The sequence below is a fragment of the Rhodococcus erythropolis NBRC 15567 genome (genome assembly GCF_001552595.1).
Lineage (GTDB): Bacteria > Actinomycetota > Actinomycetes > Mycobacteriales > Mycobacteriaceae > Rhodococcus_F > Rhodococcus_F erythropolis.
In genome coordinates, this window is sequence record NZ_BCRM01000016.1 from 110,223 (window position 1) to 123,167 (window position 12,945).

The window sequence follows — 12,945 nt, forward strand, 5'->3', positions numbered from 1 at the left end:
CTGACGTGACTGACACTATTGACCCCACCCCCGTGGCTCGTCGGCGAAAACTCGCGCGGGTCACGGGGAGTGTGGGGCCGCTCGGAATCGGAGTGGCCACCCTGTGGCTCTCCGTGATCGTTCTGCTTCCGCTCGCCGCGTTGACCGCCACCGCGTTCGACGAGGGGATCTCCGGATTCTGGGACGCCATCACCGCACCCGTCGCCTTGGCGTCGTTGCGCGTGACGTTGTTGGTCTCGGTGATCGTGGCATTGATCAACGTCGTGATGGGCACGATCATCGCGTGGGTGCTGGTCCGGGACGACTTCCCGGGCAAGCGCATCGTCAACTCGATGATCGATCTGCCGTTCGCACTACCGACCATCGTGGCGTCGATCGTGCTGCTGTCTCTCTACGGCCCGCAGTCACCGATCGACATCCACCTCAATGCAACCCAACCCGGACTGATCGTGGCATTGGCCTTCGTGACCTTGCCGTTCGTGGTTCGCTCGGTGCAGCCGGTGCTGATGGAGGTCGACCGCGAAGTCGAGGAAGCCGCTGCATCGTTGGGGGCTTCCAACTGGACGATCTTTCGTTCCGTCGTTCTTCCGACGCTGGCGCCTGCCGTCATCTCCGGCGCGGGGCTCGCATTCGCCCGAGCGATCGGTGAATACGGCTCGGTCGTTCTGATCGGCGGCAACATCCCACGCGTGACACAGATGACGTCGCAGTACATTCAGCAGCAGATCGAAATCGATCGTCCGACCAACGCCGCTGCCGTCTCGGTAGCGTTGCTGGCCATCGCATTCGTGACGCTGTTCGTCCTGCGAATCTTCGCCTCGCGAGGACAGCGACGTGAGGAGAGTTCCCGATGAACGTGTCCAGAGGATCGAAGATCGGTCTGCGGACCATCGCTCTCGTCTACCTGTTCGTGTTGTTGGTCGTGCCGATCGGTGTGATCCTGACGCGAACGTTCGAGAACGGAATCGGCCCGTTCCTCGAATCGATCACGACGCCGGCAGCGATCTCCGCGCTGAATCTTTCGCTGATCATCGTGGCGATCGTGGTTCCGATCAACGTCGTGTTCGGTGTCGTCACGGCGCTGGCACTTGTGCGTGGGCGTTTCCCGGGGCGGGGCGTACTGCAGTCGGTGGTCGATCTGCCCTTCGCGGTCTCGCCCGTCGTCGTCGGTGTGTCGTTGATTCTTCTGTGGGGTGCCAACGGTTGGTTCGGCGGCATCGAATCGTTGGGGTTCAAGGTCATCTTCGGGTTGCCAGGCATGGTGATCGCGACGATTTTCGTGACGCTGCCCTTCGTCGTCCGGGAAGTCGAACCCGTACTTCACGAGATCGGCGACGAGCAGGAACAAGCAGCCGCGACGCTCGGTGCCTCTGGTTGGCAGACGTTCTGGCGGATCACCTTGCCCGCGATCCGCTGGGGTTTGACGTACGGAATCGTGTTGACGGTGGCGCGTTCGCTCGGTGAATTCGGCGCAGTCATCATGGTCTCTTCCGGCTTCCCGGGGGTATCCCAGACACTGACATTGCTGGTGCATTCGCGATACATCGACGACCACAACACTTTTGGTGCGTATTCGGCGGCAACGCTGCTGATGGGCATCGCCATCATTGTCCTGTTGCTGATGACGCTGCTGGACCGTAAGAGGAGCACCACATGATCACAGTGACCGGGGCCCGCAAGAACTACGGTGATTTCGCGGCGCTCGACGACGTGACGGTCAACATTCCCTCGGGTTCGTTGACGGCATTGCTCGGGCCAAGTGGCTCGGGAAAGTCGACGTTGCTGCGTTCGATCGCAGGGCTCGAAGAGCTCGATTCGGGAACCATCACCATCGCAGGCAAGGACGTCACCGGCGTCTCGCCGCAGAAGCGTGACATCGGTTTCGTGTTCCAGCACTACGCAGCGTTCAAGCACATGACGGTGCGAGACAACGTGGCCTTCGGGCTCAAGATCCGCAAGCGCCCGAAGCCGGAGATCGAGAAGAAGGTCAACGAACTTCTCGAGATCGTCGGCCTCGACGGCTTTCAGCATCGGTACCCCGCGCAGCTGTCCGGTGGTCAACGTCAGCGCATGGCGTTGGCGCGCGCTCTGGCGGTGGATCCGCAGGTGCTCCTGCTCGACGAGCCCTTCGGCGCCCTCGACGCGAAGGTCCGTGCCGACCTGCGCACGTGGTTGCGTCGCCTGCATGACGAGGTGCACGTCACCACCGTCCTGGTCACACACGACCAGGAAGAGGCTCTCGACGTCGCCGACCGCATCGCGGTGCTGAACAAGGGGCGGATCGAGCAGATCGGTGAACCTGCCGACCTGTACGACCGTCCGTCCAACGACTTCGTGATGTCCTTCCTCGGATCCGTCGCGAAGCTCAACGGGCAGTTGGTCCGTCCGCATGACATCCGTCTCGGCCGCGATCCGAGCATGGCTCTCGCTCAGGAGTCCGGAACGGCCGAGTCCCTCGGCGTCACACGCGCAACCGTCGAGCGCGTCGTGTATCTCGGCTTCGAGGTTCGAGTCGACCTGCGCAACGAGGCAACCGGTGAGTTGTTCTCGGCTCAGGTCACCCGCGGTGACAGTGCAGCTCTGCACCTCGAGGCGGGGGAGACGGTCTACGCCCGGGCTACCCGGGTGCCGGATCTGCCGGAGACTCCGGTGGTGACGCCGGAGCAGGAGCCGGTGACGGTGAGCGTCGTCGGCCAGGTATGACCCGCTAGCCCTGTTTGACCTGTTTCACCCCCACTCCTGTTTGAGCGAACGGCACTTTCGGTCTCCTGATGGCGCCGAAAGTGCCGTTCGCTCAGAGGTGGGGGCCGGGCAACAGCGAGACCAGTTCAGCCCTCTCGGCAGACGAGGACCGGGCATTGGGCGTGGTGGATGAGGCTCTGACTGGTCGATCCGACTATCGACGCCATGAACGGGCTGCGGCCGTGGCTACCGACGACTACGAGTTGCGCTTCCGCCGAGTGCTCGAGCAGTGCCTTCATCGGTCCGCTGCGCTGGACACTCCGGGTGACTTCGACATCGGGGTACTTCTCCGTCCAGCCGGCGAGGCACTCGGACAGCAGAGCGTGCTCATGCTGTTCGTACGGTCCCCAGTCGACGAAGCGCCTGGCTTCGGAGTACCCGCCGAGCGAGGCGTGCTCGTTCCAGGTGTGAACCGCAACCAAGGGCGCGCCGAGGAACGCGGCAAACTCGAAAGCATGCGCGACGGCGAGTTCGCTGAGCTTGCTTCCGTCGACGCCGACGACGATGGGCCTGGTGTCGGCGACCGCGTGCTCGCCGGTACCGCGGAACACCGCCACGGGACAGTGCGCCCGGTTGACCACCCGAATGGTGTCGGAACCGAGAAACACCGATTGCATTTCGCTGGTACCGGCCTGACCGAGTGCAACGATGCGAGCGGATTTCGAAAGTTCGACGAGTGTGGTTGCGGGAGTGCCGGTCACGAGGCCGCGTTCGACGGTGACGTCGGTGTGATCGTCGCGAATGGCGTCCTCGGCCTCGTCGAGTAACTTTGCACCCTCGACGCGAAGGTGGTGGTCGAACATCTCTTCGTCGGTGACGTTGGTACCGCCACCTGACTCGGGTTGTCCCGGCAGAACGTGGGTCAGTCGCAATGGTTCGTCGAATCTCTTTGCAGCCGATGCTGCCCACCTCGCGGCGTTGACCGCGCTTGCCGAGCCGTCGATGCCGGCCACGATTCCGTGTCGAACAGATGCACTGGTCATGGAAGTCTCCTCGCGTCGCCTCCCTACCAGTGTGTCCCTGGTCACCCCGGGTTCGCTACAAACTCGTCAGCTCCCGCGGTGCGAGAACGTCGGTAGGCACTGCTGCGCGAGTTCGACGCGGGCGCAACGACAACAGAGCGGTGATGAATCCGTTACCGGGCAGTGTCAATTCCACGTTCTTCAACACGGTTCGGCGCATCAACGCGAGCAGGGCTGCGACGCCGGTGACTGCCATCCACATCGGCAGCGGGTACAGCGTCAAGCGTTCACCCAAGCCGAAAGTGAGGGTTCGTCCGAGAAGCAGTACGGCGCCGACGATTCCGGTGGCCGCGCACAGTCCCGACCATACTGCGATCCATTTGCTGTGCTTCCAGAATTGAATTGCCATGAGTACGAGAACGGCATGGCGGGCGACGAAGCCGGGAAGTACTGCGGTCCAGTGAACGAAGGTCCCGTCGTTGGCCGGGAAGAGGCCGGTAGCCGCGGTGCTCAGTGCAACGACGACGGCAAGGCCGAGAATCCACTTTTTCGCACGACCGTCCGGAATGTACTTGTGCAGCAAGGCTGCACCGAGGATGGTGAGCGCACCGAGGATCATGAAGGCCGCGTTCATGACGTCGTGCATCGGCGAACACGAATCCACGCTGCATGTCGTCACGCCCAGCGAACTGATGGAGTCACGCGCGAAGCTGTACGGCGTCTTCCAGGCTCCGGCCGTGAAGATCTCGACAAGCAGGTAGAGCACCGACAGGACCCAGGCGGTGCCGGCTGTGCCGAGGCGAAGATTGTGAGTGATGGTGTTCCCTCTCGCGGCGCTCTGAGGGGATTGCACCCAAAGATCTGTTTCGCAGGCGAAGGATGAACCTTCGCAGGCTGGACAGATCCAACACTACGGTAACAATCTGATAACGGCCTGTGAAACCGGATCAGGCGGAGCGGACCAGACGGTCGGGTAGTGCATCAGCGACTTGTCGGTAACGGTCGATCATCGTTTCGATCAGTAGAGAGTGCCCACCGATCGTTTCGGCGAAACGCGCGCGCGGACATACCGTTGCTGCTGCAGCGCTGAGCCGGTCGGTCAGTAGGCCGGGAGCCAAGAACCAGGGTGCGACGACAACGCGTTCGGCGCCGTTCTGCTCGATAGCGGAGATCGCCTGGGCAACTGTTGGTTCCGCGGATGTCGCGAAACAGATTCGAACGCCCGACCAGTTGGTTCCGCTCAGGAGAGTGGACGCCAGTTCTGCGGTCGCGGCGTTGGCACGCGCGTCGGACGAGCCGACTGCCGCAAGAGCGACACCGACCGACGGATCGTCCGGCCGGGCGCCCGCTTCGAGGATTCGCTCGCGCACTGCCTCGATAAGCCGAGCATCGCGACCTAGTACGTCTGCTTGGAACACGGTCAGTTGGGGGTGGCGTGTCGCGGCAGCGGCCAAGAGCCCGGGCAGATCTACCCGAGCGTGGAAGGCGTTGCCCAGCAGCATCGGAACAACAACGGCGTGAGTGTGGCCGTCGTGTGCAACTCCGTCCAGGACCTGATCGATGGACGGTGCATTGAGATCGAGAAACGCCAGCCGGACATCGAGGTCTGGCCGGGCTTCACGAAGAGCCGCCACGGCAGCCGCGATCACCCGAGCAGAACGGGGATCACGGCTGCCGTGCGCAACAGCAATGAGCGGAACCATCGACTTAGACGCGCTCGCCCAATTCGACAGCGGAAATGACGTCGCCGACCAAGCCGGCTGCGAGAGTGTTTCCACCAGCGGGATCGATCAACAGGAAGCTGCCGGTGTGGCGGTTCACTGCGTAGTCGTCGGCCACGATCGGCTCGGCCACGCGGATCGAAATCTTGCCGATCTCGTTGAGCTCGAGAGTGTCCGGGCCCTGATCCGTGGTGAGATCCTGCTCGTTGAAGCGCTCCACCAAGCTGCCGACGATGGCCTGCGTCGTGCGCGTGCCGTGCTTGAGCAGCAGACGTGCGCCGGGGCGCAGCGACTTCTCGGCCAACCAGCAGACGGTGGCGTCGAATTCGCCGATCGGCTCGGGTGCGTCAGACGGCGAGGCGATGGTGTCGCCGCGAGAGACGTCGACGTCGTCGGCCAGGATCAGCGTGACGCTGCGCCCCGCGTGGGCGACGTCGAGTTCGCCGTCGGCCGTGTCGATACGAGTGACGGTGGTGCGCGTACCCGAGGGCAGGATCACCACTTCGTCGCCGGGTACGACGGAACCGGCGGCAACCTGGCCGGCGTATCCGCGGTAGTCGAGGAACTCGGCGGTACGCGGACGGATCACGTACTGCACCGGGAAACGCAGGCCGACGCGATGCGGCTCGGCGTCGACCGGAATCGACTCGAGGTGCTCGATCAGCGTGGGGCCGGTGTAGTACGGGGTCTTGTCGGAGCGGATGGCGACGTTGTCACCGTGCAGTGCCGATACCGGGATCTCGACGACGTCTTCGCTTGCCCAGCCCAGTGAGCTGGTGAGTTCGTTGAACTCGGCGGAGATCGAGGTGAATACCTCTTCGGGGTTCTCGACGAGGTCGATCTTGTTCACGGCGAGAACGAGCTTCGGGACACCGAGCAACGCGAGAACCGCTGCGTGCCTACGAGTCTGCGCGATGACGCCCTTGCGAGCATCGACCAGCAGGATCACGAGCTGAGCCGTCGAGGCACCGGAGACCGTGTTGCGGGTGTACTGCACGTGGCCCGGTGTATCGGCAAGCACGAAGGTGCGTTTGGGGGTCGCGAAGTAGCGGTACGCCACATCGATGGTGATGCCCTGCTCACGCTCGGCGCGCAGTCCGTCCACCAGGAGCGACAGGTCAGGGGTGTCGAGACCGCGGTCCACCGACGCACGGGTCACGGCGTCGATCTGGTCGGCGAGAACGGATTTCGTGTCGTACAACAGGCGGCCCACGAGTGTGGACTTTCCGTCGTCGACGCTGCCGGCAGTTGCCAGTCTGAGCAGATCGCTCATCAGAAGTAGCCCTCTCGCTTGCGGTCTTCCATGGCCGCTTCGGAAACTCGGTCGTCGCCACGGGTCGCGCCGCGCTCGGTCAAACGTGATGCCGCAACTTCGGCGAGAATCGCTTCGTTGTCAGCCGCATCGGAGAGAACAGCACCGGTGGTCGAACCGTCGCCGACGGTGCGGTAACGCACCGAAAGGGTCTGCAGCTCTTCGCCGTCAGCCGGACCACCCCAGACTCCGGGGGTCATCCACATGCCGTCGCGCTGGTACACCGGACGCTGGTGGGCGTAGTAGATGCTGGCGAGTTCGACGTTGTCGCGGGCGATGTAACGCCAGATGTCCAGCTCGGTGAAGTTGCTGAGCGGGAAGACGCGCACCTGCTCGCCGGGGGAGTGGCGACCGTTGTAGAGGTTCCACAGTTCCGGGCGCTGCTTCTTGGGATCCCACTGGCCGAAAGCGTTGCGCAGCGAGAAGATCCGCTCCTTGGCGCGGGCGCGCTCCTCGTCGCGGCGAGCGCCACCGAAGACGGCGTCGAAGCGGTTCTCGGAGATCGCGTCCAGCAACGGAACGGTCTGCAGCGGGTTGCGGATACCGTCGGGACGCTCGGTGAGGCGACCGTCCGCGATGTACTCCTCGACGCTGGCCACGTGCAGGCGCAGGTTGTACTTGGCCACGACGTGATCGCGGAAGTCGAGAACTTCCTGCAGGTTGTGGCCGGTGTCGACGTGCAGCAGGGTGAACGGCAGCGGCGCAGGCCAGAAGGCCTTGATCGCCAGATGCAGCAGCACGGTGGAGTCCTTACCGCCCGAGAAGAGAATGACCGGGCGTTCGAACTCGCCGGCTACCTCTCGGAAGATGTGGATCGCTTCGGACTCGAGGGCGTCGAGAGTATCGAACTGTGTGCCGTCGAGCTGAGGACGTGAAAGTGTCAAGTCAACTGTCATGATGCGTGCAACCCGCATTCTGTCTTGGAGGCACCGGCCCAACGACCGCTACGCGGATCGCTGCCGGGGGCTGGCTTGCTGGTGCAGGGTGCGCAGCCGATGGACGGATAGCCCTCGTCGACAAGAGGATTGACGAGGATGGAATTGGTGTCGATGTAGTTCTGCATCTCCTCGTCCGACCACGGAGCGATCGGGTTGATCTTCACGAGGCCGAAGGCGTCGTCGAAGGAGATCAAGGGAGCGTTGGCGCGGGTGGGCGCTTCGACGCGGCGGATGCCGGTCACCCACGCGCTGTAGCCGGACAGTGTCTGCTTGAGGGGTGCGACCTTGCGCAATGCGCAGCAGCGGTTGGGATCACGGGCGAACAGATCCTTGCCCTCGGCGACATCCTGCTCGGCGACGCTTGCCAGCGCGCGTGCATTGATGACGTTGACGCCGTAGACCTGCTCGACCGCGTCACGCGTGCCGATGGTCTCGGGGAAGTGGTAGCCGGTGTCGAGGAAGAGTACGTCGACGCCCGGATGAACTTGTGCGGCAAGGTGAACCAGCACTCCATCCTGCATGTTCGACGCAACAATGTAACCGCTACGATCCCCCGTTGCTGCGCTCGCCCCGTCACCGAACGTGTCCTCGGTCCACTGCAACAGTTCCTGTGCGCTGGCTCCGTCGAGTTCTACGGCACCGCGCTCGGCGATGGACCGAAGCTCGTCGGCGGTTGCTCGCGAAATGTCCACTGTCATCGCAAATCTCCTTCGTCTGCGCGCACTGCCCATTCGGCGAACCGTTCACCTTCGTTGCGGTTCTTGACGAACTGACGTACGACGCGGTCGATGTAGTCACCCATCTCGACGCTGGTGACCTTGTGCTGGCGCAGCTTGCGTCCGAAGGCGCTGTCGAATCCGAGGCTGCCTCCCAGGTGAACCTGGAAACCCTCGACTTGATTCCCCTCACCGTCGTCGACGAGCTGGCCCTTGAAGCCGATGTCGGCGATCTGCGAGCGAGCGCAGGAGTTGGGGCAACCGTTGATGTTGATGGTGATCGGCACGTCGAGCTGGCTGTTGATGTCGGCGAGACGCTGTTCGAGTTCGGGCACGAGCACCTGCGAACGCTTGCGTGTCTCGGCGAACGAGAGCTTGCAGAACTCGATGCCGGAGCAGGCCATCAGGTTCTTGCGCCAGTGCGACGGTCGGGCGGGAAGGCCCAGCGCGTCGAGATCGGCGATGAGCGGCTCGAGGGTCTCGTCGGCGACGTCGAGGATGATCAGCTTCTGGTACGGCGTGAAGCGGATCCGGTCGCTGCCGGCTTTCTCCGCGGCGTCGGCGACCTGAGCCAGGATGTCTCCCGAGACGCGGCCGGCGATCGGAGCGAAGCCGACTGCGTTGTGGCCGTTGCGGGTCTTCTGGATGCCGACGTGGTCGATCGGGCGCTTGGGCTTCTCCGGCGCGGGGCCGTCGATGAGCGGGCGCTCGAGGTACTCCGTCTCGAGAACCTCGCGGAACTTTTCGATGCCCCAGTCCTTGATGAGGAACTTGAGCCTTGCCTTCGCGCGCAGACGGCGGTAGCCGTAGTCACGGAAGATCGAGACGACACCCTCCCAGACATCGGGGACCTCGTCGAGCGGAATCCAGGCGCCGACGCGCTGCGCCAGCATCGGGTTGGTGGACAGTCCGCCGCCGACCCAGAGGTCGAGGCCCGGGCCGTGTTCGGGGTGGTTCACGCCGATGAAGGCGATGTCGTTGATCTCGTGAACGACGTCCTGCTGACCGGAGATGGCGGTCTTGAACTTGCGCGGCAGGTTGGAGTACTTGGGGTCGCCGATGTAGCGGCGCACGATCTCGTCGATCGCCGGGGTGGGATCGAGGACCTCGTCGAGCGATTCGCCGGCCAGGGGAGAACCGAGGACGACGCGGGGGCAGTCACCGCACGCTTCGGTGGTCTTGAGTCCGACGGCTTCGAGCCGCTTCCAGATCTCCGGAACGTTCTCGACCTCGATCCAGTGGAACTGGACGTTTTCGCGGTCGGACAGGTCGGCGGTGTTCCGGCCGAATTCCTTCGAGATGCCGGCGATGGTGCGCAGCTGCTCGACGTTGAGAGCGCCGGCGTCGCAACGCACGCGCATCATGAAGTATTTGGCCTCGAGCAGGTCGATGTTCTCGTCGCCGGTGAAGGTGCCGTCGTAGCCTTCTTCGCGCTGGGTGTAGAGACCCCACCAGCGGAAGCGGCCGCGAAGGTCGCCCTTGTCGATGCTGTCGAAGCCCTGCTTGGAGTAGATGTTCTCGATGCGGGCCCGAACGTTGAGCGGGTTGTCGTCCTTCTTGGCCTGCTCGTTGGCGTTGAGCGGCTCGCGGTAACCGAGGGCCCACTGACCTTCGGCGCGACGCTTGGCGGGACGTGCAGCGCGTGCGGGCCGGGCTTCGGCAGGTGCTGCCGAATCGGCGGGTGTGGCGGCGTCGGTGGTCGACGTCATCGATGAACTCCTGGATCTGGGCGGTTGATCGGCACGCGGCACGCACTATCGACGAACTGTGGCGGTGTCTGATCGGGACGCACCGGTCCGTGTCGGAAATCGAGGGGGCTGTCCTCGGTCTCGGAAAGCTCGCGGCCGGCAGGTGTGCTCACGAAAACGAACAGCTGGAGAAGCTGTATCTCTGAAACGACGTGTCTCTGCAGAGAGTTGTTTCGGTGAAGCAGATGGAGATGAGCGGGAAAGGCTGGAAGATCAGTGAAAGATCAACAGCTACACAGGTGCAGACACGACGAGCTGCACACACGCTTGAAGTCGACATGGCGACGCGCCACAAGTCGCACTCCGAGTCCGGTCATGCGGACCATTGTGCCACGTCAACTCGATAATTCCGACTCGGGCGCATATTTCCACGAAAAACGGGGGAAATATCGAGTTCAGGCCACGCGCCGACCTGCATCGCAGGCTGAATAGGTGTGCGTTCCGGATGCTGGGACACTGGAGGCGTGAATGCCACCAGCACGACTCCCACTCGACAGAGCGAGGCGACGCCCTTCGCCTTGCCCGCGCGATCGCTCGAGGGTGTCGGGAAACGGCCGTTCGGGATCTACATCCACGTCCCGTTCTGTGCCACCAGGTGTGGGTACTGCGATTTCAACACCTACACGGCCGGTGAGCTCGGAACCTCGGCGTCGCCGCAGTCGTGGCTGGAGGGTTTGCGACGCGAACTCGATCTCGCGGCCGAGATGACGGGCGCCCCGGCGGCAGAGACGGTGTTCGTGGGCGGTGGAACGCCGTCGCTGCTCGGTGGCGACGGGCTGTCCGACGTGTTGTCGGCGGTTCGCAGCAGCTTCGGCTTGGCGTCCGGCGCCGAAGTGACCACGGAATCGAACCCCGAATCGACGTCGCCGGAATTCTTCGACGCTCTCCGCAGTGCGGGATTCACCCGCATTTCCCTCGGCATGCAGTCCGCGGCTCAGCACGTCCTGAAGATCCTCGACCGCACCCACACTCCCGGCCGCGCCGTCGCTGCCGCGAAAGAGGCTCGCGCAGCTGGTTTTTCGCACGTGAACTTGGATTTGATCTATGGAACGCCAGGGGAGCGAGACCAAGATCTGGACGCCTCACTCGATGCGGTTCTCTCCGCCGATGTCGACCACGTCTCGGCCTACGCGTTGATCGTCGAGGACGGCACCGCCATGGCTCGCAAGGTCAGGCGCGGCGAGCTGCCCGCGCCGGACGACGACGTGCTGGCCTCACGATACGAACGAATCGATTCACGCCTGTCCGAGGCCGGCTTGCACTGGTACGAGGTCTCCAACTGGGCAAAGGCGGAAACCGCGGACTCCGGTGACACCCGCTGCCGTCACAACCTCGGCTACTGGGACGGCGGTGACTGGTGGGGCGCCGGACCGGGCGCGCACAGTCACGTCGGCGGAGTGCGGTGGTGGAACGTCAAGCACCCGGCACGGTACGCGGAACAGTTGGCCCTCGGTGAACTTCCCGTCGGCGGCAGCGAAGAACTGACCGCCGAGGACGAACACATGGAGCGCGTCATGTTGACCGCGCGGTTGCGTACGGGACTTCCGTTGTCGGAACTGTCTGCATCCGAACGCCTTTCGGCCGAACGGGTGGTAGTCGACGGGTTGGCCGTGATCGAGAACGATCACGTGGTTCTCACCGACCGTGGTCGCCTGCTCGCTGATGCGGTGATTCGCACGATCCTGACCTGACGCGGCACCATCCTTCGCCGCGTAATGTGGCCGTGGTGGCCATCATTCATCGTGCGCAGCTGAATCCGTCCAAGAACGACCTGCTCCGAGCGTGGGTGCCCAAGCAGCCATGGATCGGGTCGGTCGACTGTTCGACGCTCGAACGCGTCGACGCCTATCGTTTCGACGACCCGGACGGCGAGGTCGGAATCGAGACGCACCTGCTCCGCTCTGCCGACGGTCGAATTCTTCAGGTCCCGCTCACTTATCGTGGTGCTCCGCTGGACGGGGCGGAGACTGCGCTGATCGCAACCATGGATCATTCGGTACTGGGCGAGCGGTGGGTGTACGACGCTTGCTGCGATCCGGTCTACGTGAGCGCGGTGGCGACCGCGATTCTGACCGGTGGGGCCGGAGTCGATCTGGTTTTCGCGGACTCCGCCGATCACATCCCGGTGACGGCTCACGTAGTAGGCAGCGGTACGGCCGGCGCTTCCGTACCGGACGTCGAATCGGTGACCTGCTCGACAGTCGGCACCGACACGATCATCAGCGCGGGAGAACTGGAATTGACCGTGGTGAGAGTGATCGACGCAGATCGAGTGTCAGGCTCGGCGACGCTCACCGGAACCTGGCCGGGGCAGCCGAATCCCGCACTGCTCGCGTTCGTCGGTTGAGTCTCGGCGCCTGAGTCGCGTGAGCGTCAGCGGACGCCCTCGATGACACCGGGCATCGCGTCGAAGTCGAAGACACGCGCGTGCAGCACGACGCGGTTTCGCAGGGCCGAACGAACCGCTCGGTGCAGGCCGTCCTCGAGGTAGAGAGTGCCGCGCCACTGCACTGCGTGAGGGAACAGATCGCCGTAGAAGGTCGAGTCCTCCGACAGCAGGCGATCGAGTTCGAGGACCTTCGTGGTGGTCACGATCTCGTCGAGTCGAACCTGACGTGGAGGGAACTTCGACCAGTCGCGTAGAGACAGTCCGTGATCGGGATACGGTTTGCCGTCCATCACGCCTTTGAAGATCATGTGCCGCCTTGTCCATGGTTGTGCGATCGACCCTTCGCCGATCTCACTCCACAGTAAGGGCAACAGCCGTCTCTGGCGCTCGGGCGATTAGACTGCCAGTGGGAACCGA

General features: G+C 63.7%; 13 protein-coding genes. 5 read left to right on the forward strand and 8 right to left on the reverse strand.

Annotated features, from left to right (window positions below; translation table 11 throughout):
- The first annotated feature begins 5 nt into the window (after positions 1-5).
- From cysT to RE4_RS19645, 3 genes are read left to right on the forward strand one after another with little or no spacing between them, the layout of a single operon-like run.
- A complete protein-coding gene (gene cysT / locus RE4_RS19635; protein WP_003944556.1) occupies positions 6-854 on the forward strand; it encodes a sulfate ABC transporter permease subunit CysT in 849 nt (282 codons plus the stop codon).
- Complete coding sequence (gene cysW / locus RE4_RS19640; protein ID WP_003944503.1) at positions 851-1,657, forward strand: sulfate ABC transporter permease subunit CysW; 807 nt, start codon at positions 851-853, stop codon at positions 1,655-1,657. The genes cysT and cysW overlap by 4 nt, the downstream gene beginning before the upstream one ends.
- On the forward strand, positions 1,654-2,703 hold the full coding sequence (locus RE4_RS19645) for a sulfate/molybdate ABC transporter ATP-binding protein (protein WP_020908203.1): 1,050 nt from the start codon (positions 1,654-1,656) through the stop codon (positions 2,701-2,703). The genes cysW and RE4_RS19645 overlap by 4 nt, the downstream gene beginning before the upstream one ends.
- Positions 2,704-2,828: 125 nt before the next feature.
- Here the strand turns inward: RE4_RS19645 and RE4_RS19650 are convergent, their stop codons facing one another.
- From RE4_RS19650 to RE4_RS19680, 7 genes are all read right to left on the reverse strand, one after another.
- Positions 2,829-3,725 (reverse strand): universal stress protein, encoded by an 897-nt coding sequence (locus RE4_RS19650; RefSeq protein ID WP_019749037.1) that lies wholly within the window; start codon positions 3,723-3,725, stop codon positions 2,829-2,831.
- 55 nt (positions 3,726-3,780) lie between these two features.
- Positions 3,781-4,557: a DUF998 domain-containing protein gene (locus RE4_RS19655; RefSeq protein WP_020908202.1), complete on the reverse strand. Its 777-nt coding sequence runs from the start codon at positions 4,555-4,557 to the stop codon at positions 3,781-3,783.
- A gap of 94 nt (positions 4,558-4,651) precedes the next feature.
- Positions 4,652-5,407: a sirohydrochlorin chelatase gene (locus tag RE4_RS19660; protein ID WP_060939177.1), complete on the reverse strand. Its 756-nt coding sequence runs from the start codon at positions 5,405-5,407 to the stop codon at positions 4,652-4,654.
- A 4-nt stretch (positions 5,408-5,411) separates the two neighbouring features.
- Positions 5,412-6,698 (reverse strand): sulfate adenylyltransferase subunit 1, encoded by a 1,287-nt coding sequence (locus RE4_RS19665; protein ID WP_020969973.1) that lies wholly within the window; start codon positions 6,696-6,698, stop codon positions 5,412-5,414.
- On the reverse strand, positions 6,698-7,633 hold the full coding sequence (gene cysD / locus RE4_RS19670; RefSeq protein ID WP_020908199.1) for a sulfate adenylyltransferase subunit CysD: 936 nt from the start codon (positions 7,631-7,633) through the stop codon (positions 6,698-6,700). The genes RE4_RS19665 and cysD overlap by 1 nt, the downstream gene beginning before the upstream one ends.
- The gene (locus RE4_RS19675; RefSeq protein ID WP_042952234.1) at positions 7,630-8,373 is read right to left on the reverse strand and encodes a phosphoadenylyl-sulfate reductase; all 744 of its coding nucleotides are present in this window, start codon (positions 8,371-8,373) and stop codon (positions 7,630-7,632) included. The genes cysD and RE4_RS19675 overlap by 4 nt, the downstream gene beginning before the upstream one ends.
- Positions 8,370-10,100 carry a nitrite/sulfite reductase gene (locus tag RE4_RS19680; RefSeq protein ID WP_020908197.1) on the reverse strand — a complete coding sequence of 577 codons (1,731 nt, stop codon included), beginning with the start codon at positions 10,098-10,100 and terminating at the stop codon, positions 8,370-8,372. The genes RE4_RS19675 and RE4_RS19680 overlap by 4 nt, the downstream gene beginning before the upstream one ends.
- Before the next feature lie 503 nt (positions 10,101-10,603).
- On the opposite strand from RE4_RS19680, the gene hemW reads away from it, so the two are divergent.
- Both hemW and RE4_RS19695 read left to right on the forward strand, forming a co-directional pair.
- Complete coding sequence (gene hemW / locus RE4_RS19690; protein ID WP_060939178.1) at positions 10,604-11,830, forward strand: radical SAM family heme chaperone HemW; 1,227 nt, start codon at positions 10,604-10,606, stop codon at positions 11,828-11,830.
- A 35-nt stretch (positions 11,831-11,865) separates the two neighbouring features.
- A complete protein-coding gene (locus tag RE4_RS19695) occupies positions 11,866-12,486 on the forward strand; it encodes a CG0192-related protein (RefSeq protein WP_060939204.1) in 621 nt (206 codons plus the stop codon).
- Between the two features lie 26 nt (positions 12,487-12,512).
- Here the strand turns inward: RE4_RS19695 and RE4_RS19700 are convergent, their stop codons facing one another.
- Positions 12,513-12,836, reverse strand: coding sequence for a type II toxin-antitoxin system VapB family antitoxin (locus tag RE4_RS19700; RefSeq protein ID WP_003944521.1), 324 nt, complete (start codon positions 12,834-12,836; stop codon positions 12,513-12,515).
- Positions 12,837-12,945: the final 109 nt, after the last annotated feature.

Coding starts and splice junctions, on each gene's coding strand:
- cysW (WP_003944503.1), top strand. CDS start 851: ATGAACGTGTCCAGAGGATCGAAGATCGGTCTGCGGACCATCGCTCTC.
- cysD (WP_020908199.1), bottom strand. CDS start 7,633: ATGACAGTTGACTTGACACTTTCACGTCCTCAGCTCGACGGCACACAG.
- RE4_RS19660 (WP_060939177.1), bottom strand. CDS start 5,407: ATGGTTCCGCTCATTGCTGTTGCGCACGGCAGCCGTGATCCCCGTTCT.
- RE4_RS19680 (WP_020908197.1), bottom strand. CDS start 10,100: ATGACGTCGACCACCGACGCCGCCACACCCGCCGATTCGGCAGCACCT.
- RE4_RS19650 (WP_019749037.1), bottom strand. CDS start 3,725: ATGACCAGTGCATCTGTTCGACACGGAATCGTGGCCGGCATCGACGGC.
- RE4_RS19675 (WP_042952234.1), bottom strand. CDS start 8,373: ATGACAGTGGACATTTCGCGAGCAACCGCCGACGAGCTTCGGTCCATC.
- RE4_RS19645 (WP_020908203.1), top strand. CDS start 1,654: ATGATCACAGTGACCGGGGCCCGCAAGAACTACGGTGATTTCGCGGCG.
- RE4_RS19700 (WP_003944521.1), bottom strand. CDS start 12,836: ATGATCTTCAAAGGCGTGATGGACGGCAAACCGTATCCCGATCACGGA.
- RE4_RS19665 (WP_020969973.1), bottom strand. CDS start 6,698: ATGAGCGATCTGCTCAGACTGGCAACTGCCGGCAGCGTCGACGACGGA.